Below are 24,692 nucleotides of genomic sequence, written 5' to 3'. Positions count from 1 at the left end.
CGCGCCGCCAGCAGGCGCCGCAATCGACGCACCCGGGAAAACCCGGGGAAAACATGGCAGGAGACATTCCATGAAAGCGAAGTACACCGCGTCACCCGTAACGGGTGATGTACTGCCGCGCAACGATTCGCAGACCTTTGAAGCGAAGACGTACGCAAAGGTCGGCCGCCGGCTGATTCCCTTCTTGATGCTGTGCTATCTCGGCGCCTATCTGGACCGGGTCAACGTCGGCTTTGCAAAACTGCAGATGCTCAGCGATCTGCGTTTTAGCGAAACCGTCTACGGCATGGGCGCGGGCATTTTCTTTCTTGGCTATTTCCTGTTCGAAGTGCCGAGCAATGTGATCCTGCATCGCGTCGGCGCGCGTCGATGGCTTGCGCGCATCATGCTGACATGGGCCGTCATCTCGGCGAGCTTCGTGTTCGTCAAGTCACCGACGGCCTTCTACGTGCTGCGGTTTTTACTCGGCGTCGCGGAAGCGGGCTTTGCGCCCGGCGTGATTCTCTATCTGACGTACTGGTTTCCGTCCGAGCGCCGCGCGAAGGCACTGTCGCTGTTCTTCATGGCGATTCCGCTGGCAGGCATGATCGGCGGTCCGCTGTCGGGCTGGATCATGCACTCGCTGCAAGGCGCGATGTCGATGTCCGGCTGGAAGTGGCTATTCCTGCTCGAAGCGTTGCCGTCGCTCGTACTCGGTTTCGCGATCCTGCTGTATCTCGACGACGGCATCAAGCAGGCGAAGTGGCTCAACGATTCCGAAAAAGCGCTGCTCGCACGCAACGTCGCCGCCGATGCCGAACATAAAACCGCGCACGTATCGATCCGCGCGTTCATCGGCGACCGCCGCCTGTGGCTGATGGCCTCCATCTACTTCTGCGTCGTGCTGGGGCAATACGGCCTGACCTTCTGGCTGCCGACCATCATCCGCAAGGCAGGTGTCGCCGATCCGCTGTGGGTGGGCATATTCACGGCCATTCCGTATCTGTGCGCAATCATCGCGTTGCCGCTGATCGGCATGAGCGCGGACCGCCGACGCGAGCGCCGTTTTCACCTCGCCATTCCGATGCTGGTCGCCGCTGCAGGCTTTGCAACCTTGCCGATGCTCGGCAGCGTGGGGGCGTCGATTGTCTGTCTGAGCATAGCGGCAGCGGGCATTCTCGCGTCGTCGTCGCAGTTCTGGTCGCTGCCGACCGCCCTGCTGGGTGGTATGTCGGCGGCAGCGGGCATCGCCGCCGTGAACTGCTTTGCCAACCTGGCGGGTTTCTTCTCCCCGGCGATCGTCGGCTGGCTCAACGATCTGACGGGCAAGTCCACGGCCGGGCTGATCTTCATCTCTCTCGCGGTCACGCTTGGCGCAGCGCTGGTTTTTCTGGTGCCGGCCCGATCCGTCAACCGCTAATTCGCTTTGCAACCATTTCGTTTGAACACTGGAGCTATCGATGGACACTGATACCGTCAACGATACGGTCACGCTCGCCGAGCGAGCCTACCGCATCCGCCGCAACGCGCTGCTGATGGGCGAAGTACAAGGCCAGGGCTATATCGGCCAGGCGCTCGACATTGCCGACGCGCTCGCCGTCGCCTACTTCGGCGCCATGCGCTATCGCCCCGAAGACCCCGAATGGGAAGGTCGCGACCGCTTCCTGCTGTCGAACGGTCATTACGCGATTGCGCTGTACGCCGCCCTCTTCGAAGCCGGCATCCTGCCCGCCGATGAACTCGAGACCTATGGCAGCGACGACAGCCGTCTGCCGATGTCGGGGATGGCGAGCTACACGCCCGGGATGGAAATGTCGGGCGGCTCGCTCGGCCACGGTTTGACGATTGCCGTCGGCCGCTGCCTGGGACTGAAGCGCAAGAACTCGGACGCCTTCGTCTACACGCTCTTCTCCGATGGCGAGCTCGACGAAGGCTCGATCTGGGAAGGTTTGATGTCCGCCGCGCACTGGAAGCTCGACAACCTGATCGCGATCGTCGACGTGAACAACCAGCAGGCCGACGGCCCGTCGACGCAGATCATGGCCTTCGAGCCGCTCGTCGAAAAGCTCGAGGCGTTCGGCTGGTACACGCAGCGTGTGAACGGCAACGACATCGATGCCGTCAAGCAGGCATTCGACAACGCCCGCCATCACGACAAGCCGCAGCCGCGCATCATCGTCTGCGACACGAAGATGGGCTGCGGCGTGCCGTTCCTCGAAGAACGCGAGAAGAACCATTTCATCCGCGTCGACGCACATGAGTGGAAGCTCGCGCTCGAAGCACTCGAAGCCGGGAGACAAGCATGAGCACCGTCGCCAAAAAACCCAAGCTGAAAACGTCCGCGATGATCGCGTCGATCGCGGGTGAAGGACAGATTACGCGTTCCGCGCCGTTCGGCCACGCGCTCGCTGAACTGGCGCGCTCGAAGAGCAACGTGATCGGCATGACAGCCGATCTCGGCAAGTACACGGACCTGCATATCTTCGGCAAAGAGTTTCCTGACCGCTACTATCAGATGGGCATGGCCGAGCAGTTGCTGATGGGCGCAGCGGCAGGTTTTGCGCATGAAGGCGCGCAGCCGTTCGTGACGACTTACGCCGTATTCGCCACGCGCCGCGCGTACGACTTCATCCACCAGACGATCGCCGAAGACAACCTCGACGTAAAGATCGTCGCCGCACTGCCCGGTCTCACGACAGGCTACGGCCCGAGCCACCAGGCCGCCGAAGACCTCGCGCTGATGCGCGCAATGCCGAACATAACGGTGATCGACCCGTGCGATGCACTCGACATCGAGCAGATGGTGCCCGCAATCGCCGCTCACAAAGGCCCTGTATACGCACGCCTGTTGCGTGGCAACGTGCCCGCTGTGCTCGATGAATATGACTACAAGTTCGAACTCGGCAAGGCGAAGCTGCTGCGCGACGGCAACGACGTGCTGCTGATCTCGTCGGGGATCATGACGATGCGCTCGCTCGAAGTCGCCAAAGCACTGGAAGCCGACAACACCGGCGTCGGCGTGCTGCACGTGCCGACCATCAAGCCGCTCGATACGGCCACGATCCTGCGCGAAGCAAAACGGACAGGCCGCATGGTGATCGTCGCGGAGAACCATACGGTGATCGGCGGTCTTGGTGAAGCAGTGACCAGCACGCTGCTTGGCGCAGGCGTGACGCCACCGTTCCGCCAGATCGCACTGCCCGACGAGTTCCTCGCCGCCGGTGCCCTGCCCACGCTACACGACCGCTACGGCATCTCGACTGACACAATGGCCGCCAGTATCAAGACGTGGCTCGGGTAACAGCTCGAATTCCAATCGAGCCATAGTGGCATGATCGAACGACCGCAAGCCGGAAGGATGCGGTCGTTTTTTTCGGGTACGTCAGTGCGACGACACGTAATCCGAATCGGCAAACGCTGGCGGCATCGAGAACGTCTCGCGCATGCGCTTCGTCTCCGCTGCGGGCGTCGAGCCAAATAGCCGCTTGAATTCGCGATTGAACTGCGACGCGCTCGTGTAGCCCACAGCGTGACACGCCGCTTCGGCAGTGATGCCCTGACGCAGCATCAACAGTCTCGCCTGGTGCAAGCGCGCCGATTTCACATATTGCATGGGTGATGTTTGCGTGATCGCCTTGAAGTGGCTGTGGAATGTCGGCACGCTCATACCCGCATCGCTCGCAAGCTGCGAGACATCGAGCGGCTGCGCATAGGTCGCGTGGATGCGGCGCAACGCCTTGCCGATCTTGCCGAACTGCCCCTGCATCGCCAACGCCGCGCGCATCGCGTTGCCTTGCGCGCCCGTCAGTACGCGGAAATACAGTTCGCGCTTCAACGCCGGACCGAGGATGGACGCGTCGAGCGTCCGGCTCATCGCTTCCAGAAACCGCAACACGGAATTTCGAAGTGCGGGGTCCATCGGACTGGACATCATGCTTTGCGGCGGGCACGCCTGAACGGGAGCATGATGACGGTCGATCTCCAGCATCAGTTCGGCCGCCACAGCAAAATCCAGATGCAGGTAGATGGCCAGCAGCGGGCGTTGCGGCGTAGCGTCGGTTTCCATCGTGAACGGCACCGGTACGGCGACAGCGAGATACTGCTGCTCGTCGTACACATAGACCTGATCGCCGAAATAGCCTCGCTTGGTCCCCTGACAAACAATCACAATGCCGGGGTCATAGAGAACGGGCGTGCGGGACAACGCGCGATCCGAACGCAGGATGCGCACATCCGGCAACGCCGTGAGGTTGTATCCCTCATTGGGCGCGAGCGCTTTCAACAACGCCACCATAGATTGCTGCCCGTCGAACTTTCTGACCACGCTTCACCGCCGTCATAGGAATAGGCAATAAGTCGAGACTATAAGACCTGAATTGCACGGGTGCGAAAGAATATTATGCAGTCGTCTCTCTTTTCTTTCGAGGTTCGCATGTCAGCCGTCAAAACCCTTCTCATTACCGGTGTCAGCAGCGGCTTCGGACGCGCGCTGGCCGAAGAAGCGCTTGCCGCAGGTCACCGCGTGATCGGTACTGTCCGAAGCGAACAGGCAAGGAACGCGTTCGAAGCACTGGCTCCAGGTCAAGCGGTGGGCCAAGTGCTCGATGTAACCGACTTTGAAGCGATCGACGGTGTCGTCGCCGAAATCGAGGCGACTGTCGGGCCGATCGACGTACTTGTGAACAACGCCGGGTATGGTCACGAGGGCGTGATGGAGGAATCGTCGCTGGACGAGATGCGCCGGCAGTTCGACGTGAACGTGTTCGGCGCCGTCGCGATGATGAAGGCCGTGATCCCAGCTATGCGCAAACGGCGGCGCGGCCACATTCTCAACATCACGTCGATGGGCGGCCACATCACGATGCCCGGCATCACCTACTACTGCGGCAGCAAGTTCGCGCTGGAAGGCATCTCCGAGGCGCTCGGCAAGGAAGTCCGTGCCTTGGGCATCTTCGTCACCGCTGTCGCGCCGGGATCGTTTCGGACCGATTGGGCTGGCCGCTCGATGATCCGGACGCCGCGTTCGATCCCGGACTATGACCCACTCTTCGATCCGATCAGAAAAGCCCGCGAGGAAAAAAGCGGCAAGCAGTTGGGTGATCCTGTGAAGGCGGCGCGCGCGATGCTGTCCGTGATCGCGAGTGAAAATCCGCCGGCGCATCTGCTTCTGGGGAGTGATGCGCTCGGTCTTGTGCGCGAGAAACTCTCGGTCATCGGCGGCGAAATCGACGCGTGGGAGGGGGTCAGTCGATCGACTGACGGCTAGTGTGTGCCGGCTAAGTTTGCTTTGGATTTTGTCTGCATCCGGGTTATGCCTTCGCGGCGCGGTCGGTTTTGGTTGTTCTGGTTTTTTGCGGTGGCATCCGCGCTATGTCTTCGTGCTTCAGGCGTCGCCCGTGTGCGTTTGCCTTTTTGCGCTGGCATCCGCGCTATGCCTTCGTGCCTCATGCTTCGCCCGTGTGCGTTTGCCTTTTGCGCTGGCATCCGCGTTATGCCTTCGTGCTTCAAGCGTCGCCCCTGTGCGGGGCGGCACCTACTTTTCTTTGCCGCCGCGCCGCCGCAAAGAAAAGTAGGCAAAAGAAAGCGGCTAACACCGCCAGCCCGTGTTCTTATCCACGGGCCCTCAACGTCCCCACACTCCACACGGCAGTGCTCTGGCCGGTGCTCGTTACCAGCGCTTCGAATGAACGCCTCACCCGCTTCGAATGCCCGTACCCGGGCAAGCGGCAGCGACTGGTATGTGCCGCCCAGGTGGCAAACTGTGTGCAGGTTGTCGCGGCGTATAGCATGGCGCTCTTACACGGTGGAGCGCGTGCGTTATCGGTCCGGAGTGAGGCGTGTGGAGCACAAAGGGCCGACACACAGTTTGCTACCTGGGCGGCCGTGGAATGTCCGGCACGGCATGATGCAGCGCGGGTACGTGAAACGGGTGAGGCGCACCGCAAGAGCGTTGGCAACGAACATGGGTCACGTGATTGCCGTGTGAAGCGTAAGACCCGTTGGGGGCCCTCAGGCAGGAACAAGGATTGGCGGTGTGAGCCGCTTTCTTTTGCCTACTTTTCTTTGCGGCGGCAAAGAAAAGTAGGTGCCGCCCCGCACAGGGGCGACGCATGAAGCACGCTAACAAATCGCGAATGCCAGCAAAAATCCCAAAAAACCAAACCGGCCGCGCCACAAAACCACAACGCGCATGCCAGCAAAAGAGCCCGATCCCCGCTCTACGCCCCCCCTTCCCGAGCAGTCTTCTCGATCGTCGCATCGAACCGTGAACCCATGCCACCCAGCGCCACTGTCGCGCGCTTAGCGCATTCCAGCAACGCGACCAGCGCACCGGTAATGGTCGACGCCATGTCAAATCGCGCTTTAGGCCCAGACAACGCCAGCGCTCCCACCAGTTCTCCCGATGCCCCAAAAACCGGCACAGACACCGACGCCGTTTCAGGATCGCGCTCACCGTGCGAGACAGCCCACAACCGCTCACGTACCTCGTCCCAACGTGAATCGAGTGTATCCGTGAACGCCAGCAGAACTTTGCCCGACGCCCCCTTGTCGATCGGAAACTCTTCACCGACGCGAATCGACACGCGCACCGCACGCGCAGGTTCGACACGGAACAGCACCAGTCTCCGGTCGCCCTGCCGCACATATAAGGACGCGGTCTCCCCGAGGTCCCGGCTCAGTTGCTGAAGAATCGGCTCGATAACCGGTCCCACCTGATACGAGCGCTGATAGAGCGCCGCGAGCCGCAATGGCTGCGGTCCAATCGCGTACTGTCCGTCGCTCAGTCTCCGGATGAATCCGCCATGCTCCAGTGCACCAAGCAGACGCAGTATCGTGCTCTTGTAAAGATCGGTACGACGCGAGAGTTCCGCGAGCGACAACCGGTCATCGGTCGGCCCGAAGGCGTTGAGAATCGCGAACGCACGATCGAGTACCGCCACACCGCTGGAGCCATCGTTTGGGGCGACGGCCTCCGAAGATGACGCTTCCTGCATTTCGCTGGGCACGGCCGTTTCCTTATCAGATCTTTGCGTTAAATCCGACTGTATCGTTCTATCACGTAGAACGCAAGTTTCAGAAATCTCCAAAATTTCGGGTTTACCCACCTTAAATTGCCCTGTTTTTGCTCCTATAGTTCTATTTGACAGAACATCATTCCGTCTAATAGAACACTCGAAAGGAGTTCATCTTGAACACTTCCCCCGCGCCCTCGGTCCTCGTCAGCGAAGTGGGCCCACGCGACGGCCTCCAGAGCATCAGACGCGTGATGCCGACGGCAGCGAAGCTTCGCTGGATTTCCGCGCTGGCCGCCACGGGGCTGAAGGAGATCGAGGTCGGCTCTTTCGTGCCGCCAAAACTGCTTCCCCAGATGGCCGACATTCGCGAAGTCGTGGCTCATGCGCTGACGATCCCCGGCCTTCACGTCGCCGTGCTGGCGCCAAACCTTCGCGGATCGCAAAGCGCCTTCGAAGCCGGTGTGCATAAGCTCACGTTGCCGGTGTCAGTGACCGACGAGCATTCGATGGCCAACATCCGCAAGACGACCGCGCAGATGATCGAAGAGGTGCGCGAGATCGTCGCCCTTCGCGACGCGCAGTTCCCCGGTGTGCAGATCGAAGCGGGCGTCTCTGTCGCGTTCGGTTGCACGATCGCAGGCGCGGTGAACGACGACCAGACGATGCGGATGTGTGTCGCGATGGCCGCATGCGGTGTGGACGAAGTGGGCCTGTCCGATACCAGCGGCTATGCAAACCCCACGCAGGTCCGCCGTCTGTTCCGGCGCTTGCAGACCGAACTTGGCGCCAAGGCAGGCGGCGCCCACTTCCACAACACACGCGGTCAGGGACTGGCCAACGTCGTCGCTGCGCTCGATGCCGGCGTGACAACGATCGACGCGAGCCAGGCGGGTCTGGGCGGCTGTCCCTACGCGCCTGGTGCGACCGGCAACATCGTTACGGAAGACCTTGCCTTCCTGCTCGAAGCAATGGGCTACGACACAGGTATCGACATTGACGCGCTCGTCGCTGCCCGCGCAATTCTCGCCGAAGCACTACCGGGTGAAGCGTTGTACGGGCATGTGCCGGACGCGGGGGTGCCGAAAGGATTCGGCTACGCAGATGGGCGTGCACCGAGCGCGCCGCAACCGGAAGGATGTTTGCTGGGAGTCGCGCAATGAGTTCGAATCAATCGAATCAATCCCTGCCCTACAGCGGCGTGCGTGTGATCGAAATGACGCACATGGTGATGGGACCGACCTGCGGCATGGTGCTGGCGGACCTTGGCGCGGAAGTGATCAAGATCGAGCCGATTGCAGGCGACAGCACGCGTTCCCTGCGTGGATCAGGGGCAGGCTTTTTCAGCACGTTCAACCGCAACAAGAAAAGCATTGCCGTAGACGTAAAAGATCCTCGCGGGATCGAAATCGTCCACAAGCTGCTCGCGAGCGCTGACATCTTCAGCGAGAACTTCAAGAGCGGCACGATGGACAGGCTCGGGCTCGGATATGCAGCGCTGTCGAAGCTCAATCCGCGTTTGATCTATGTCTCGCACAAGGGCTTTCTGCCCGGTCCGTACGACCATCGCACCGCGCTCGACGAAGTCGTGCAGATGATGGGCGGCCTTGCGTACATGACGGGGCCAGAGGGACGGCCGCTGCGTGCCGGCACCAGTGTCAACGACATCATGGGCGGCATGTTCGGCGCTATCGGCGCGATGGCGGCACTCGCGCAGCGTGAGCGCACAGGCAGGGGACAGGAAGTCCAGAGTGCACTGTTCGAAAACAACGTATTCCTCGTCGCGCAGCACATGATGCAGTACGCGGTGACGGGTCAGGCTGCGTCGCCGATGCCGAGCCGTATATCTGCATGGGCTGTGTACGACGTCTTTTCCGTCAGGGACGGCGAACAGATTTTTCTGGCGGTGGTGTCGGACACGCAATGGGCCTTGTTCTGCGATGCCTTTGGTCTTGCGGAACTGAAGTCGGACGAACGGATTGCCACCAACAATCAACGGGTCCAGGCCCGTGACTGGTTGCTGCCGCGATTGCGCCAGCACATGGAGGCGTTCAGCGCGGCGGAGATCAGCGCCATTTTCGAACGTATCGGCTTGCCCTATGCGCCGATTACCAAGCCGCAAGACCTGTTCGACGATCCGCATCTGCTCGCGACAGGCGGGCTCGCCGAAGTGACGTTGCCGCCCGATGCAAGTGGCGCGGGCGAGCCAGTCTCCACGCGCACCGCATTGCTCCCGCTGACGTTGGCGGGTGAGCGGTTGCGCCTTCGCGCAGCGCCGCCCGCGCTCGGACAGGATACACAGACGCTGCTGTCGCAGCTCGGCTATACCGACGACGAACTCAGACAACTGGTCGATGCCGGTGTCGTCGGATGCCAGAACTGCCCGTCGGGCGACGCGTCGAGTCCTTCGCCCAATGAGCTTGCCAGCGCCTGACGCCTGACGGCGGACCCATCCCGCAGAAACACAGCACCGCGCCGACCGCCTTGCGGTCAGGCCCAGCCAGTGAATTGTCTGGAGACGACAATGACATCCATTTCCTCGAGCATGACGGCTGACACCCCCGCCAGCCTCGAACAGCAGGCGGTCAGAAAAGCTGCATGGCGCTTTATCCCGCTGCTCGCACTCGCCTACTTTTTCAACTATCTGGACCGCACCAGCGTCGGCTTTGCGGCGCTGACGATGAACCGCGACCTTGGGCTGACTGCAACGCAGTTCGGCTGGGGAGCCGGGATCATGTTTGCCGGCTATTGCCTCTGCGAGGTGCCCAGCAATCTCGCGCTATACCGCTTCGGCGCGCGGCGCTGGCTGGCCCGCATCATGATCACGTGGGGGCTGTTGGCCGCAGCCACGGCGCTCGCCGCCGGACCGACCAGTTTCTATGTGATCCGTCTGCTGCTCGGAGTCGGCGAAGCCGGCTTCTTTCCCGGCGTCATATTCTTCCTTGCCGTCTGGTTCCCCGCCAGCTACCGCACGCGTGTCCTTGCATGGTTCACCGTCTCGACACCACTGTCTTCACTCGTCGGTGGTCCGTTGTCGTCGTGGCTGCTTCACATGGATGGCTTACTCGGTCTGGCAGGCTGGAAGTGGATGTTCATTGTCGAAGGTCTCCCGGCGTGCGTGCTCGGATACCTCGTGCTGAAAATGCTTGCGGACAAGCCCGCCGATGCCACATGGCTTTCGCCGGAAGAGCGGCTCGCGTTGCAAAGCGCATTTGACCGCGAGGGTTCATCCGGTCAGAAAAAGAAGGATTTTCGCGCGGCGCTCAAGGACGTGCGCGTCTATGTTCTCGCGATGATCTCGTTTGGCTTCACGATGGGCTCGTACGGCATCGGCATCTGGTTGCCCCAGATGCTCAAAGCGCACGGCATGAGCGTGACGCAAACCGGCTGGGTCTCCGCCGTGCCGTACTTCTTTGCCACCATCGCGCTGCTCTGGTGGGCGAAACGGGTCGATCGTCGCGGCGGGCATATTGCAAACCTTGCTGCGGGTCTGCTGATTGGCGCGGTCGCGCTCGGTGTCTCGACATACTTTGATCAACTGTTGCCCGCGATGACGGGCATCACGCTGGCCCTGATCGGAACGATTGCCGGCCGCACGATTTTCTACACGCTGCCGGCCCGATTCCTGTCCGGTCAGGCAGCCGCCGGCGGACTCGCGCTGATCAATTCGATCGGTGCACTTGGCGGCTTCGCGGGTCCGTATCTGGTTGGCTATCTGAAGGACCGCTTTGGAACCTACACGGCCGGGATGTTGGGTCTCGCCGTCGTGCTCGGACTGACGACGTTGCTGACGCTCTCCCTTTATGCCTTCAATCGGGAGGAGCAATGACAGCAACGATTGATTCGCCGATGCGCCGCCAGTTGCTTCGTGCCGCCGCTGCATCGATCGCCCTCCCCGTCATCGCCACGCATGCAATCGCCAACGAAACGACGCGTCCCATGAATCCGACCAGCAACTATCTGCCCGTTCGATCCGAATGGCTCGCCTCGGGAACGGAAACGGCACTCGAGCCGGACATGCCGATCATCGACGCGCATCATCATTTCTATGATCGCCCGGGTTGGACCTACCTGCTCGACGAGTACCTTCGCGACGCACAGTCAGGGCATAACATCACGGCGTCTGTGTACATGCAGGCACTCACCCGTTACAGGCAGTCGGGCCCCGACGCATTGAGGCCGGTCGGCGAGGTGGAATATGTGACAGCCGCAACCGCGCCGACGCAGGGCGGCAGGCCACAGGTCGCAAAGGGCATCGTCGGCTATGCCGATCTTCGTCGCGGTGCTGCCGTGCGCGACGTTCTCGAAGCGCATCTCCAGGCCGGACAGGGCCGGTTCAGAGGCGTACGGCATCTCGTGACGTGGGACTCTGACCAGACACTGGTGAATCCTGTCTCGGCGGCACCGCGCGGACTGCTGCTCGACCGTGACTACCGCGCAGGCGTGGCACAATTGGGACCACTCGGTCTGTCGTATGACGCGTGGCTTTTTTTCCCGCAGCTTCCCGAGTTGTTCGACCTTGCGAAGGCTTATCCCGACGTGCCCGTCATCATCAATCATTGCGGCGGTGTCGTGCGGATTGCCAGCTACGAGGATAAGCGGAAAGAGGTGTTCGAAAGCTGGTCCCAATCCATGCGTGAGCTGGCGCAACTGCCTAACGTCTATGTCAAGGTAGGCGGGCTGGGGATGCGGATCAACGGCTTTGACTTCGAGAAGGGGGAGCGGCCACCGACGTCAACGCAACTCGCCGAAGCGTGGAAGCCATGGATGCACACTTGCATCGAACTGTTCGGCGCGAATCGATGCATGTTCGAGAGCAACTTCCCGGTCGACAAGGGCTCGTATCCATACAGCAACGGCTGGAACGCATTCAAACGATTGACAGCGCAGGCGGGCCAAGGCGAGCGCGAAGCGTTGTTCCGGGGCACGGTGAGCAACGTGTATCGCCTTGGCTGATCGTTCGGGTGGTGGGCGCCCGTCGTCACGGAATTCGCCCGGAAAATGCGCGATCTGAATGGGTCGCACCCGCTCACAGCCACTCATCCGGTCGGGCATTAGACATTCATCAAATCTCTAATGCAATAACCATGTAGGCAACACTGCCCGACCGTTTTATTCGCGAATTACATGGTGGGATTCAACTGCGCGAACTCACGCGAGAGAAAAGATCTCTGTGCACTCTCGAGAAGATGATGCATATGCACTGCATCCGCGAAAGTCGGCGCAGTGCGCGTGTTATTCGCCACGTCGTGCGCATAGGCCCAATAGAGTTCGGCCAGTTCCAATACGGCGGAAGGCAGGTCCGATTCCGGCAGGCGCAAATAGCTCGTAGGTACTTCGAGCCGTTCGAGCGGCTGCTTGTCGCCGTGCGCGCCGAAGATTGCATAGTCGTCGCCCACATCGCCAAAAGCCGATGCATTCGCGATCCGTAAATCCCCCTCCGACCCGGTGATGTCGATCTGCACGCCTGAGCCGTTACGCTTGCCGCCTTCGATATGAACGGACACCACCGCGCTATCGTTCAACATGCCTGCGAGCACGAGTTGATCGGGTGTCGATGTCGGTATCGAAACGCCTGTCTCTCTGATCGTCACCGACGGAAACTGGTTAGGCGTGAGTGCCGCGATGGATACAGGCCAGCCGGTTCCCGAAAAGAGCATGTCGAGAAAGTGGCCGCCATAGATCGAAACCACTGATGAAAAGTTCTCCGACGGCACAGTCCATTCCAGCGAGCGCGAACGCGTCGCCTGAAAGTAGTTCATGCTCACATGCATGCGTACCGAACGCAGCTCACCGACGTAACCTTGCTGGATCAGATCGCGCACATAACGGTTATGCGGCGCGAGACGCCGTTGCAAGCCGACGACATGACGCACGCCGCGTTCCTCGGCCAGTCGCAACAGTTCTTCTGATTCAGCTAGCGTGGTCGTCAGTGGCCATTCGCAGTACACGTGCTTACCCGCCGCAATTACGCGTCTCACTGTCTGCGCATGTTGCGGAGCCGTGTTCAGCACGACCACGAGATCGATGTCGGAACTCTCGATGAGTTCGTCGATCGACTCAGCCACGCGGCCGATCCGATAGTCGCGAGCTGCCGCTTCGGCAGCTTCGCGCCGATGGCTATAGATGGCTTGCAGCGTGTATTGCGGCAACAGATCAAGCACGCGCAAATGACCGTGCCTCGCCCAGTTGCCGACACCGATTACGCCGACGCGCAATGGCACACTAAGTGATGCTTCCATGATTCTGAATTCTCCATTGAATGACAGACGGTGATGTCATGCGTATCACACCGACACCACGATGCGTCCAAAGTGCTCGTTGCGTTCGAGCACCGTATGCGCCTGCACGATCTGGTCGAATGCAAAGCGATGTGCGATTACCGTCTTGAGCGCGCCCGACTGCAATCCGTCGAAGATGAATGCCGCCGCGTCGGCCTGGCGCTGCGCGTCCGTAGTCGTCGAAAACAGGTTGTAGCCGTGCACGGTGATGCGCTTATAGAGTAGTGGCAACACGGGCAATACGGTGTCTTCGGGACTCAACGCGCCATAGAGCAGAATCGTGCCGCCGGGCCGCGTCGCTTCAATCAGACGCGCGAAAGTCTTGCCGCCAACGGGATCAAAGACGAGGTCTGCGCCGCGTCCCTCGGTGATGTGTCGTACCGCTTCGACGAGATCCTCTTCGTCGGTGACGATCACATGATCGGCTCCGAGCGCGACAAGCGCGTCGCGTTTCTCACGCGTTCGGGTAAGCGCGACAGCCGTCGCGCCCAGACGCTTCGCTACCTGAATCGCGCCGATACCCACCCCGCTCGACGCCGCGGGAATCAGCACGACATCGTCAGGTTTGACGCGTTCGTTTTCCGTGAATGCCGCGTAGGGCGTGACGAACACGTTCCAGATCGCCGCCGCGTCTTCGTGCGAAAGCCACGCGGGGCTCTTCACGACAGCGTGCGCGGGCGCCAGCACGAGTTCGCCGTACACGCCGTAATCGTTCATCGAAAACGAAGGCACCGTACTGACGTTATCGCCGACGGCCACATGCGTGACGTTCGCGCCAACGGCATCCACCACGCCGGACGCTTCATAACCGACGCGCGCGGGAAGCTTCGCTGGCTCGACATACTCGCCGCGCCGCCACATCGACTCCGCGCGATTCAGGCCGATGGCCTTCACACGAATACGCACTTCGTTAGCGCCAGGTTCGGGCGTGCCGATTTCCGTGTACTCGAAAACCTCGGGGCCGCCGTGCTGCGCAAAGGTAATTGCTTTCGCCATGACTCATTCCTTTCGTTCAATCCATCCATTACAGGCGCCTCGAAACGAAACGCCCCTTCAAGTGGTTCGGATTATCGGAATCGCCCTTCGCAGGATAAATGCGGCATCGCCGACATCACTGTTCTTTTGCCGCCAACAATCGCCTTTTCGACGCGCAAAGCCCCGTGCAGCAATGCTCGCGCGATTGCGGACACGGATGTCCAGAGTGAGCGAACCCGTGGGCTGTTTTTCTGGCGCATCGACGCATCTACATTAGCGTCAAGCGTCGCCGATCACCGGCACTGCGCAGCAGCTTCCCTGAATCACTGGATTGTGGAGATTGAAATGTCCAAACTGTTTTCGAAAGTCGCGGTCGGTTCGTACGACATCGCGCACCGCGTGGTCCTGGCTCCCCTCACCCGCATGCGTGCCGAGAGCGGCGCGCGTCCCGGCCCGCTGATGGCTGAATACTATGCGCAGCGTACGTCGCCACGTGCGCTTCTGATCGGCGAAGCCACCATCGCCGCGCCGAACGGCAATGGCTATCTCGGCGCGCCCGGTCTGTACGACGACAGCCAGATCGCCGGCTGGAAAGCCGTCACCAACGCGGTGCATGCAAAAGGCGGCAAGATCTTTCTTCAGCTTTATCACGCGGGCCGTCAGTCGAACGCACAGTTGCAGCCCGATGGCGGCCGTCCCGTCGGACCTTCCGAAGTGCCGCACGGCGGCGTCGCGTACACGGAAGCGGGCTGGGTGCCCAACACGCCGAACCGCGCGCTGGAAACGGCGGAAATCGCGGGCATCGTCGAGAGCTTCCGCGCGGCTGCCGAGCGCGGCGTGAAGGCAGGCTTCGACGGCGTCGAATTGCACGGCGCCAACGGTTACCTGTTCGATCAGTTCCTGCAGGACGGCAGCAACAAGCGCACAGATGAGTATGGCGGCTCGATCGCCAACCGCGCGCGCCTGCTGCTCGATGCGACGCGCGCCGTGATTTCCGTATGGGGCGCCGACAAGGTTGCAGTGCGTCTCGGACCGAGCGGCTCGTGGGGCGACATGTCCGACAGCAACCCGGAAGCGTTGTTCACGTATGTGGCCGACGAACTCGACAAGCTTGGTATTGCCTATCTGCACCTGATCGAACCGCGCATCGCGGGTAACGTCGAGGACGAAGCGCGCGACCAGCAACCCGTCGCCGCGAAGTCGCTGCGCGCGCATTTTCATCGACCGATCATCGCGGCGGGGGGCTTCGACGGCAAAAGCGCCGAAGCAATCCTGCAATCGGGCGATGCCGATCTCGTTGCATTCGGACGCCATTTCATCGCGAACCCGGACCTGCCGGAGCGTCTGCGCAAAGGTCTGCCGCTGAACCCGTACGATCGCGCGACGTTCTTCGGCGGCACGGATGTGGGTTACACCGACTATGCGTTCCATGACGAGGCCGCTGTCGCAGCGTGAGATGGCGTGGGCTGTAACGACTGATTCGTAACGCAGCCGGCAGCGATCATGCGTTCACGCATGGTCGCTGCCGGCGTCAATCGCCACGGATAGTGCGCGTCAATTGACCTGATCGACGCCGACTCTAGAAATCGTGCGCCAGGAATCAGCGGAAACGGCGTTCAAGTATCATCTTCGCGCACTGCTTCAATACTCCGACTCCTGAAAGGCTTTGACGATGTCCACACCGATCGACTATCTCAACCCTGCGCTACCTAAGGGGCTTCGGCGCGTGGCCATGCCCGTCGTCGACGCGACGCCGGCGACACTCGACGGCTATGGCAGGCTCGTAGACGACCCGAACGAATGCCGGGTCGAAATCGTGCAATGGCCCGCGATGGGATCGAGGCCGATCGATCCCGGCACGGGCGACGAGGCGGGGACGACGGAAGGCGTCTTCGTCAGCGAATGGCACGGTGACATCCTCTACGGTCGCAATGAGGCGGTGGGCGGCCACTATGTCCTCGCGTACGCCACGGAGCCTGACGAAGCGCGCGAAGACAACGCCGCGCCACCCGAACGCATGCTGCTCTGGCACGCGAACTACCACCCGGACGGCGGACAGTTGTTCTTCCCGCTCGATCAGCGGCCGTTCTATGTTCCACTGGCGTTGCCCGGTGACGATGTGACGCCCGAGAAGTTCGTGTGCTTTCGCTTCGATGGCCGGCAGGGTCTTTATATTCATCCGAACATCTGGCACGAAGGCGTGTTCACGCTTGGCGGGACACAGCGCTTCTTCGACAAGCAGGGCGCGGTTCATGCACGCGTGTCTGTCGAGTTTGCGCGAGAGTTCGGTTGTCTGGTCGAAGCGCCAATCGTTTATCCGTGACGCTTGAGCGTTAGATCGAGGCGGCGGTTCGAGACGAAACCGCCTGCCAAACTGGACTCGAGCTAGAAAACCAGACCGCCCGCGACGTCGATGGTGGACCCCGTCACCCACGCGGCGTCATCCGATACCGCGAACCACACGGCAGCTGCTGAAAAAAGTGCTTGACTGTCTATCTAGTAGTAGATAAAGTTCGTTCCATGGAACCGACCACCACAGTTCGCGATCAGATTCTGGAGCACGCCATCACACTGATGATGCTGCGCGGCTACAACGGGTTTAGCTATCGCGACCTGTCGGAACTGGTCGGAGTGAAGACTTCGAGCATCCACTATTACTTCCCGTCGAAAGACGATCTGGTGCTCGAAGCTGTCAGCCAGTACAGCAACGAGATACTCGGCGCGCTCGGTTCCATCGAGTCCTCTCTTCCGGCGGATCAGAAGCTCGGCAAGTACACGAAGCTGTTCGGCAGAACCCTTGGCGAAGGCGACCAGATTTGTCTGTGCGGCATGCTCGCCGCGGATATCGAGGCATTGCCCGATAACGTGCGCACAGCTGTGCAGGCATTCTTCAAGGCCAACGAAATCTGGCTCGCGAAGGTGTTGGCGCAAGGCGTCAAGGAGCGCACGTTGCACGTCAACGGCAAGCCCGAAAACGCGGCGCGAGCGCTGTACGCCGCTTATCAGGGTAGCGTGCTGGCAAGCCGTCTGTTCAAGACGAAGGCTCGGCTGGAAGATGTCGAGGCTTCATGGAAGGTTTCGAAGTAGCAGTATTCGAGGCGGTTGCTGTAGACCGCCTTTTGTTGGGCCCAGTTATCTATCTTCTAGTAGATAAATTAGAGTTTCAGAGAAATGTCGTTGAAGTACAGAGATTTGCCGGGTTGTCTATCTAGTAGTAGATAGCAAAATGCAATTCACTCAACTAGTGCCACTCAGGAGTTACATCATGTCGATCGAAAAAGTTCTGTACCGCGCCCACGCTCACGCCACGGGAGGCCGCGACGGCCGCGCCATCGTCCCCGAAGGCAAGCTCGATTTCAAGCTGGTCACGCCGCGTGAACTCGGCGGCGCGGGCGGCGAAGGCGCGAATCCGGAACAACTGTTCGCGGCAGGCTACAGCGCCTGTTTCCTCGGCGCGATGAAGTTCGTCGCGGCGCGCGACAAAACTGCGATTCCGGCAGACGTATCGATCGACGGCAGCGTTGGTATCGGCGCGATTCCGAACGGCTTCGGTATCGAAGTGGAACTGAAGATTTCGCTGCCCGGCATGCCTCGCGACGCCGCTCAGGCACTGATCGACAAAGCTCACATCGTATGCCCGTACTCGAATGCAACACGCGGCAACATCGACGTCACGTTGACACTGGTTTGATCGAATTCGCCTCATAGACAGAACACTGGAGCGTCAAAAAATGAAAGCCCTGAAGCCACTCGTCCTTGCCGCCGTTCTCGCAGCGAACGCCGTGATTGCCGCCGCCGCAACGCCCGCCACGCAACCGACGCCCGACCGCGTCACCACGGGATTCCTCAAGCAGCTCAACAGCGGCACGGGTCCCGCGCTCAACACGCTGCCGCCCGCGAAGGCGCGTCAGGTGCTGGTCGATGCGCAGAACGGCGTTAAGGTCGACCTGTCCGGCATCGACGTGTCGAACCGCACCATCGAAGAGGAAGGTATCAGCGTGCCGATTACCATCGTGCGTCCGCAAGGCGCGACGGGCACGTTGCCGGTGTTCATGTTCTTCCACGGCGGCGGCTGGATTCTCGGTGACTTCCAGACCCATGAACGCCTCGTACGCGACCTCGTCGTGCAGTCCGGAGCCGTGGCCGTGTTCGTGAATTACACGCCGTCGCCCGAGGCTCGTTATCCTGTCGCGATCAACCAGGCGTATGCCGCGACGAAATGGGTATCGGAGCACGGCAACGATATCGGCGTGGACGGCAGCCGCCTCGCCGTGGTGGGCAACAGCGTGGGCGGCAATATGGCCGCCGTCGTCAGCTTGATGGCGAAGGACAAGCAGGGTCCGCAAATCCGCTTCCAGGGGTTGATGTGGCCCGTCACGGATGCCAACTTCAACGACGGCTCGTACCTCGCATATCGCGACAAGCATTTCCTGACCCGCGCGATGATGCAATGGTTTTGGGACGCGTACACGAAGGACCCCGCACAGCGCGCGCAGATTTACGCATCGCCGCTGCGTGCGTCTGAAGAAGAGTTGAAGGGTCTGCCGCCCGCGTTGATCCAGGTTGCGCAATTCGACGTGCTGCGCGACGAAGGCGAAGCATACGGACGAAAGCTCGACGCAGCGGGCAACGAAGTCACGACGACGCGCTACAACGGCACGATCCACGATTTCGGTCTGCTCAACGCGCTCGCTGCCGATGCGCCGACACAGGCCGCGACGAAGCAACTCGCGAATGAGATCAAGACGCGCCTGAAGTAATCGTTGTTTCTTTCGACGGCATGATGGCCTTGCGCCATCATGCCGTGTTTTACTTACACGCCAAGCTGCTTCGCAAGATCCACAAGGTCTTTGGCGACCCAATCCCAATTCCCTTCCGGCTTTAGATCAGTTGTTTGCGACGCGCCGTGTTCATGAGGACGTGCGATAAACGCGGTTCTCAACCCGCACTTCTGTGCCGCTGCAAGATCGCTATTGTGCGCGGCAACCATGCACACCTCTGCCGGGGACAACGCCAGAATCTCTGCCGTGCGCAAATACGCTTCAGGCGATGGCTTATACGCTTGCGCGACTTCCGCGCCGAGAATCGCGTCCCACGGCAGGCCGCCGTGCTTGGCCATATCGATCATCAGCCTGACATTGCCGTTCGACAGTGGCGCAATGATGTATCGGGACTTGAGCCGCGCGAGTCCATCGACGGTATCCGGCCAGGGATCGAGTCGATGCCACGCCAGATTGAGATCGTCGAGTTCTGAAGCCTGGACCTGTTCGGCGTCGATGCCGAACTCGCGCAACACCACTTCGAGATTCTCACGGCGCAATACGTCCAGCTTCGTGAATGGACGCTCGCCGCTGCGGACACGTTGCATCGCGGGCTGATACTGCGCGCGCCACGCATCCGCGAAGGCGTCGGCTTCCTGCGCGATTCGTCCATGCTTCTGCAGAAATACGGACGCTTCACGCGCGACGCCGCCTCGCCAATCGACCAGCGTGCCGAAAACATCGAATACGCACGCCTTTACATCAGTTGTTGCCATGTCGAAATCCAGTTGCGGCTACTCGACGGCCTCAAGGCTGCCATGCCTCGCCATCGGGGAAAACGTATGTTTCGAGCGACGGCGCCTTCATTTCGATGCTGTATCCCGGTTTTTGCGGCGGCATATAGCGGCCATTGCGAATGACAACGGGATCGACGAAATGCTCGTGCAGATGATCGACATATTCGAGCACGCGGTTTTCCAGCGACGCCGACACGCAAATATAGTCGAATAGCGAAATGTGCTGCACGTACTCGCACAATCCGACGCCACCCGCATGCGGACATACGGGCACGCCGAACTTCGCCGCCATCAGCAGCACGACGAGTACTTCGTTCAATCCGCCCAGACGACAACTATCGACCTGGCAGAAATCGATTGCCTGAGCCTGCAGCAACTGCTTGAACATCACGCGGTTCTGGCAGTGCTCACCCGTCGCCACACCGATCGATCCCAGCCGCTGACGAATGGCCGCGTGACCGAGTACGTCGTCGGGACTGGTCGGCTCTTCGATCCACCATGGGTCGAACTCCGCAAGACGCCGCATGTTCGCGACCGCTTCATCGACGTCCCAGACCTGGTTCGCATCCATCATCAGCTTCAGGTTTTCGCCAATCTCTTCGCGCAGAATGCGGGCGCGGCGGACATCTTCTTCGAGATTGCCGCCCACCTTCTGCTTGAAATGCGTCCACCCTTGCGCGACGCCTTCACGCGCGAGCCGGCGGATCTTGTCGTCGTCGTAACCGAGCCATCCCGCCGATGTCGTATACGCCGGATAGCCTTGCGCAAGCATTTCCTTTTCGCGTTCGCCTTTGGTATTCGCATGGCGATTCAGCAGCGCCAGCGCTTCGTAAGGCGTGATCGCATCCGTCACGTAACGAAAGTCGAGACAGCGCACGAGTTCTTCCGGGCTCATGTCGACGAGCAGTTTCCACACAGGCTTGCCAACCGATTTCGCCCACAGGTCCCACACGGCATTCACGACAGCGGCCGTAGCCAGATGAATAGCGCCTTTGTCGGGACCGATCCAGCGCAATTGACTGTCCGAAGTAAAGGCGCGCCAGAATGCGCCCATATTCGCAACGATATCTTCGAGCTTCTTGCCGACGATGAGCGGCGTCAACGCATTCACCGCTGTCACACAGATTTCATTCCCGCGCCCGATGGTAAAGGTCAATCCGTGCCCGGTGAGCTTTTGCGGCGAATCGGTTTCGAGCGTGACATAAGTGGCGGAATAGTCCGGCGCGGCATTCATGGCGTCGGAGCCATCGAGAGAACGGGAAGTGGGGAAACGAATATCGCGAACGGACAGCCTCGTGATCGTGGTCATCTGAGCACCCTCCAGGGATGGCTACCGGCATTGACCTGCTAGCGAAGAGGAACCGCCTGGTGCGTTCGTCAAAACGGTAGATACGGGTACACCCTGATAAGACCTACCAGGCGTTTGCACGCGTTGACAACGCTCAATCCACTTCCTAGCATGCTAGCATGTCTTCTGGAAATCAAGCGTGCCGTGAGCTCTTCGTCAGATGTAGCGAATGCCGCCAGTAATCCGTATGTCGCACTGCAAAAGGTCAAAGGCGGCGAGCGCGGCAGCCTGACCGACGCGGTGGAACTGGCGCTGAGAGAAGCAATCGTGACATTGGTGCTGGAACCCGGAATGATGATCGACAAGCTGGCCGTGTGCGAGCGCATGGGCGTATCGCGCTTTCCGGTTTCCGCTGCATTGGCGCGGCTGGAACACGCGGGCCTGGTCGAAGTTCTGCCGCAGCGCGGCACGCGCGTCAAACCCATTGCGCTTCACGACATCCGCCAGCATCTGTTCATACGCAGCGCGCTGGAAGTCGAAACCGTGCGTGCTGTAGCACTGATGCGTGACAACGCGACAATCGACGCGCTCGCCGCCAATCTCGATCAGCAGCGCGACGTAGCCGGCAACGGAGAGCGTTTGACCTTTCATGTACTCGATCTGGCTTTTCACGAAATCATGCTCGACGCGGTGAACCTGCCGCGTGTGAAAGAAATCGTCGCTGTATCGCGCAATGCACTGGATCGCGCAAGACAACTGTTGGCAAGTCCGGAGCGGCTCGCGCATACGCTCGACGAGCACGAGCGCATATTCGCGGCTATCCGCGTGGGAAACGCCGATACGGCTGCAAAAGCAATGCACGATCATCTCGACGAGGTGGTCGCCGAATTGCACCGGTCCGCGAAAGAAAGACCAGATCTTTTCGCACCTTAAGGACAAGGCAATGTCTCTGGCTTCTCTTTGCATGACTGCCGCGCCATGACGCCACTCATTTCCGTCAGCAAGCTCAACAAGAGCTTTCCGGGCGTGAGGGCGCTGCACGAAGTGCAGTTCGAGCTCATGGCGGGTGAAGTGCATGCGCTGATGGGCGAAAACGGCGCAGGCAAGTCTACGCTGATGAAGATTCTCGCCGGCGTGTACACGCGCGATTCCGGCGAAATGCTCTACGACGGCAAGCCCGTCGATTTCACCAGCCCGCGCGAAGCACAGGCGGCAGGCATCGGCATCATTCATCAGGAACTTCAGCTGATGAACCACCTGACCGTCGCGCAGAACATGTTCATTGGCCGCGAACCGCGTGGACGCCTCGGCCTGTTTCTCGATGAAGACAAACTCAACGCGCAAGCTCGCGAGATCCTCGCGCGCATGCATGTGAATCTAAACCCGCGTACCGTCGTCGAGTCGCTTACTGTCGCCAGCCAGCAGATGGTCGAGATCGCGAAGGCGCTGTCGTTCGATTCGCGCGTGCTCATCATGGACGAGCCGACCTCCGCGCTCAACGACGCAGAAATTGCCGAGCTTTTCCGCATCATCCGTCAACTCAAGGAACGCGGTGTCGGCATCATCTACATCTCGCACAAGATGGATGAGCTCAAGCAGATTTCCGACCGCGTCACGGTGATGCGCGACGGCGAGTATGTGGCCACCGTCTCGACGGCCGACACCACCGTACCCGCGATCATCGGCATGATGGTGGGCCGAACGCTCGCCGACGTCACGCCGTATCAAGGCGCCGAATGCACGGGCGACGTCGCGCTCGAAGTGAAGCATCTGAACGCCGGCCCACTCGTCAAGGACGTGAGCTTCACGCTGCGCAAAGGCGAGATATTGGGCTTCGCGGGCCTGATGGGCGCCGGCCGCACGGAAGTCGCACGCGCGGTATTCGGCGCGGACCCGATCGAGTCAGGCGAAATCTTTGTGAGAGGCGTGAAGGCGTCCATCAAGAAACCCTGCAATGCCGTCGCGCACAGCATCGGCTATCTCTCCGAAGACCGAAAGCGCTTCGGTCTCGCGACGGGTATGGATGTCGAATCGAACATCGTGATGTCGGATCTCGGCAAGTTCCTGTCGCTGCGTGTGTTTCTCCGCCGCGCGCAGATACGCAAGCGAGCGTCGCATTTCATCAATCTGCTCTCGATCCGCACGCCCTCCCCGACACAGCCGGTCAGACTGCTGTCGGGCGGCAACCAGCAGAAGATCGTGATTGCGAAATGGCTGGAGCGCGACTGCGACGTACTGTTCTTCGACGAGCCGACACGCGGCATCGATGTCGGCGCAAAGAGCGAGATCTACAAGCTGTTGCGCTCGCTCGCGGCGCAAGGCAAGGCGATCGTGATGATCTCGTCGGAATTGCCGGAAATTCTGCGTATGAGCGACCGTATCGTAGTGATGTGCGAAGGCCGTATCACTGGTGAGCTTTCCGCCAGCGAGGCCACGCAGGAAAGCATCATGCATCTGGCGACACAGCGCGAATCCTTGAAAACAGCATGAGCCTGAAGAGGTCGGATCAATGACATCGCAATCGGATACAGCGGCACTGTCCAACGAAAGAAGATTATCGGGCTTCAGAGCCCGTCTCTTCTCGCCGACGGCTTTGCAAAAGCTGCTCGCGTTCACAAGCCTGATATTGCTGCTGATCTTTTTCAGCTTCGCGTCGCCCGCGTTCATGCAGATGGACAACATCCTCGGCATTCTGCAGGCGACGGCCGTCAACGGCGTGCTGGCCATTGCCAGTACTTTCGTCATTATCACGGGCGGCATCGATCTGTCCGTCGGCACGTTGATGACTTTTACGGCTGTCATCTGCGGCGTGTTCCTGACTTACTGGCACTTGCCGATGTGGATGGGCGTGCTCGCCGCCATCGCGACGGGCGCACTGTGCGGCACGATCTCCGGCACGTTGACGGCGAAAATGAAAATACCGCCGTTCATTGCGACCTTGGGCATGATGCTGCTGCTCAAAGGGCTTTCACTCGTAGTATCCGTGGATAAACCGATCTATTTCACCGACACAGAGAACTTCTACATGATCTCGCAGGATTCTCTGATCGCGTATTTTCTGCCGAGCGTGCCGGTACCCAATGCCGTCCTCATTCTGTTCGTGCTCGCCATCGTGAGTTCGATCACGCTCAATCGTACGGCACTCGGCCGCTATACGTTCGCACTCGGCAGCAATGAAGAAGCCGTGCGGCTGTCGGGCGTGAACGTCGATAGATGGAAGATCGCGATTTACGGTCTGGGCGGCGCGATTTGCGGTATCGCCGGATTGCTGATCGCCTCGCGTCTGAATTCGGCGCAACCGGCCCTCGGCCAAGGCTACGAACTGGAAGCGATTGCGGCTGTGGTGATTGGCGGCACGTCGTTGAGCGGCGGCTCGGGCACGATACTCGGCACCATCATCGGCGCATTCATCATGAGCGTGCTGACCAACGGCTTGCGCATCATGTCGGTTGCACAGGAATGGCAGATCGTGGTGACAGGTCTCATCATCATTCTCGCCGTGTACGCCGATATCTTGCGACGCCGAAAGCGCTGAGCCTGTACACGACAATAGAAATCAAAGAAAGGAGAGTACCGAAAGGCTCTCTCAACGGCTGGAG

At 60.4% G+C, this 24,692-nt stretch carries 22 protein-coding genes; 16 read left to right on the top strand and 6 right to left on the bottom strand.

The genetic code is table 11. The features are described from left to right. Positions 1-70 precede the first annotated feature (70 nt). Genes H1204_RS38325 through H1204_RS38315 form a run of 3 tightly spaced genes read left to right on the top strand, consistent with a single transcriptional unit; the run spans position 71 to position 3,280 of the window. Positions 71-1,399, top strand: coding sequence for an MFS transporter (locus tag H1204_RS38325; protein ID WP_180733875.1), 1,329 nt, complete (start codon positions 71-73; stop codon positions 1,397-1,399). Between the two features lie 40 nt (positions 1,400-1,439). Then, positions 1,440-2,285, top strand: a complete 846-nt coding sequence (locus H1204_RS38320) for a transketolase (protein ID WP_180733874.1) — start codon at positions 1,440-1,442, stop codon at positions 2,283-2,285. Further along, the gene (locus tag H1204_RS38315) at positions 2,282-3,280 is read left to right on the top strand and encodes a transketolase family protein (protein WP_180733873.1); all 999 of its coding nucleotides are present in this window, start codon (positions 2,282-2,284) and stop codon (positions 3,278-3,280) included. Before H1204_RS38320 ends, H1204_RS38315 begins: the two co-directional genes overlap by 4 nt. 81 nt (positions 3,281-3,361) lie before the next feature. On the opposite strand, the gene H1204_RS38310 is transcribed toward H1204_RS38315, so the two are convergent. Beyond that, positions 3,362-4,273 (bottom strand): AraC family transcriptional regulator, encoded by a 912-nt coding sequence (locus H1204_RS38310; RefSeq protein ID WP_180735183.1) that lies wholly within the window; start codon positions 4,271-4,273, stop codon positions 3,362-3,364. Between the two features lie 138 nt (positions 4,274-4,411). Here H1204_RS38310 and H1204_RS38305 point away from each other — a divergent pair, with 138 nt between their 5' ends. Next, positions 4,412-5,245, top strand: a complete 834-nt coding sequence (locus tag H1204_RS38305) for an oxidoreductase (protein WP_180733872.1) — start codon at positions 4,412-4,414, stop codon at positions 5,243-5,245. A 952-nt stretch (positions 5,246-6,197) separates the two neighbouring features. Here the strand turns inward: H1204_RS38305 and H1204_RS38300 are convergent. Continuing rightward, positions 6,198-6,974, bottom strand: a complete 777-nt coding sequence (locus H1204_RS38300) for an IclR family transcriptional regulator (RefSeq protein ID WP_180735182.1) — start codon at positions 6,972-6,974, stop codon at positions 6,198-6,200. Positions 6,975-7,168: 194 nt separating this feature from the next. Here H1204_RS38300 and H1204_RS38295 point away from each other — a divergent pair, with 194 nt between their 5' ends. The 4 genes from H1204_RS38295 to H1204_RS38280 all read left to right on the top strand — a co-directional run bounded on the left by H1204_RS38295 (position 7,169) and on the right by H1204_RS38280 (position 11,948). Beyond that, on the top strand, positions 7,169-8,155 hold the full coding sequence (locus tag H1204_RS38295; RefSeq protein ID WP_180733871.1) for a hydroxymethylglutaryl-CoA lyase: 987 nt from the start codon (positions 7,169-7,171) through the stop codon (positions 8,153-8,155). Next, positions 8,152-9,426, top strand: a complete 1,275-nt coding sequence (locus tag H1204_RS38290; protein WP_180733870.1) for a CaiB/BaiF CoA-transferase family protein — start codon at positions 8,152-8,154, stop codon at positions 9,424-9,426. The genes H1204_RS38295 and H1204_RS38290 overlap by 4 nt, the downstream gene beginning before the upstream one ends. Positions 9,427-9,516: 90 nt before the next feature. Next, on the top strand, positions 9,517-10,821 hold the full coding sequence (locus H1204_RS38285) for an MFS transporter (protein WP_180733869.1): 1,305 nt from the start codon (positions 9,517-9,519) through the stop codon (positions 10,819-10,821). Next, positions 10,818-11,948, top strand: a complete 1,131-nt coding sequence (locus tag H1204_RS38280) for an amidohydrolase family protein (RefSeq protein ID WP_180733868.1) — start codon at positions 10,818-10,820, stop codon at positions 11,946-11,948. Before H1204_RS38285 ends, H1204_RS38280 begins: the two co-directional genes overlap by 4 nt. Before the next feature lie 167 nt (positions 11,949-12,115). Here H1204_RS38280 and H1204_RS38275 read toward each other — a convergent pair whose 3' ends face one another. Together H1204_RS38275 and H1204_RS38270 are read right to left on the bottom strand one after the other, a co-directional pair. Then, a complete protein-coding gene (locus H1204_RS38275) occupies positions 12,116-13,234 on the bottom strand; it encodes a Gfo/Idh/MocA family oxidoreductase (RefSeq protein ID WP_180733867.1) in 1,119 nt (372 codons plus the stop codon). 45 nt (positions 13,235-13,279) lie between these two features. Beyond that, complete coding sequence (locus H1204_RS38270) at positions 13,280-14,269, bottom strand: zinc-dependent alcohol dehydrogenase family protein (RefSeq protein WP_180733866.1); 990 nt, start codon at positions 14,267-14,269, stop codon at positions 13,280-13,282. 324 nt (positions 14,270-14,593) lie between these two features. Here H1204_RS38270 and H1204_RS38265 point away from each other — a divergent pair, with 324 nt between their 5' ends. The 5 genes from H1204_RS38265 to H1204_RS38245 all read left to right on the top strand — a co-directional run bounded on the left by H1204_RS38265 (position 14,594) and on the right by H1204_RS38245 (position 19,008). Further along, positions 14,594-15,703, top strand: a complete 1,110-nt coding sequence (locus H1204_RS38265; protein ID WP_180733865.1) for an alkene reductase — start codon at positions 14,594-14,596, stop codon at positions 15,701-15,703. Between the two features lie 217 nt (positions 15,704-15,920). After that, the gene (locus tag H1204_RS38260) at positions 15,921-16,571 is read left to right on the top strand and encodes an ureidoglycolate lyase (protein ID WP_180733864.1); all 651 of its coding nucleotides are present in this window, start codon (positions 15,921-15,923) and stop codon (positions 16,569-16,571) included. Positions 16,572-16,768: 197 nt separating this feature from the next. Further along, positions 16,769-17,335 (top strand): TetR/AcrR family transcriptional regulator, encoded by a 567-nt coding sequence (locus H1204_RS38255; protein WP_180733863.1) that lies wholly within the window; start codon positions 16,769-16,771, stop codon positions 17,333-17,335. A gap of 178 nt (positions 17,336-17,513) precedes the next feature. Further along, a complete protein-coding gene (locus H1204_RS38250; protein ID WP_007739684.1) occupies positions 17,514-17,939 on the top strand; it encodes an organic hydroperoxide resistance protein in 426 nt (141 codons plus the stop codon). 40 nt (positions 17,940-17,979) lie between these two features. After that, positions 17,980-19,008, top strand: a complete 1,029-nt coding sequence (locus H1204_RS38245; protein ID WP_180733862.1) for an alpha/beta hydrolase — start codon at positions 17,980-17,982, stop codon at positions 19,006-19,008. A 53-nt stretch (positions 19,009-19,061) separates the two neighbouring features. Here H1204_RS38245 and H1204_RS38240 read toward each other — a convergent pair whose 3' ends face one another. Both H1204_RS38240 and H1204_RS38235 read right to left on the bottom strand, forming a co-directional pair. After that, positions 19,062-19,784, bottom strand: a complete 723-nt coding sequence (locus H1204_RS38240) for a haloacid dehalogenase type II (RefSeq protein WP_180733861.1) — start codon at positions 19,782-19,784, stop codon at positions 19,062-19,064. Between the two features lie 31 nt (positions 19,785-19,815). Then, on the bottom strand, positions 19,816-21,114 hold the full coding sequence (locus H1204_RS38235; protein ID WP_180733860.1) for an L-fuconate dehydratase: 1,299 nt from the start codon (positions 21,112-21,114) through the stop codon (positions 19,816-19,818). A gap of 150 nt (positions 21,115-21,264) precedes the next feature. Between H1204_RS38235 and H1204_RS38230 the strand changes: the two genes are divergently transcribed. Genes H1204_RS38230 through H1204_RS38220 form a run of 3 tightly spaced genes read left to right on the top strand, consistent with a single transcriptional unit; the run spans position 21,265 to position 24,628 of the window. Further along, on the top strand, positions 21,265-22,026 hold the full coding sequence (locus tag H1204_RS38230) for a GntR family transcriptional regulator (protein ID WP_180733859.1): 762 nt from the start codon (positions 21,265-21,267) through the stop codon (positions 22,024-22,026). Between the two features lie 45 nt (positions 22,027-22,071). After that, positions 22,072-23,583, top strand: coding sequence for a sugar ABC transporter ATP-binding protein (locus H1204_RS38225; RefSeq protein ID WP_180733858.1), 1,512 nt, complete (start codon positions 22,072-22,074; stop codon positions 23,581-23,583). 19 nt (positions 23,584-23,602) lie between these two features. Then, a complete protein-coding gene (locus tag H1204_RS38220) occupies positions 23,603-24,628 on the top strand; it encodes an ABC transporter permease (RefSeq protein WP_180733857.1) in 1,026 nt (341 codons plus the stop codon). The last annotated feature ends 64 nt before the right edge of the window (positions 24,629-24,692 follow it).

It is taken from the genome of Paraburkholderia sp. PGU19, assembly GCF_013426915.1.
Taxonomy (GTDB): domain Bacteria; phylum Pseudomonadota; class Gammaproteobacteria; order Burkholderiales; family Burkholderiaceae; genus Paraburkholderia.
This window is presented reverse-complemented; position numbering and strand designations above follow the sequence as displayed.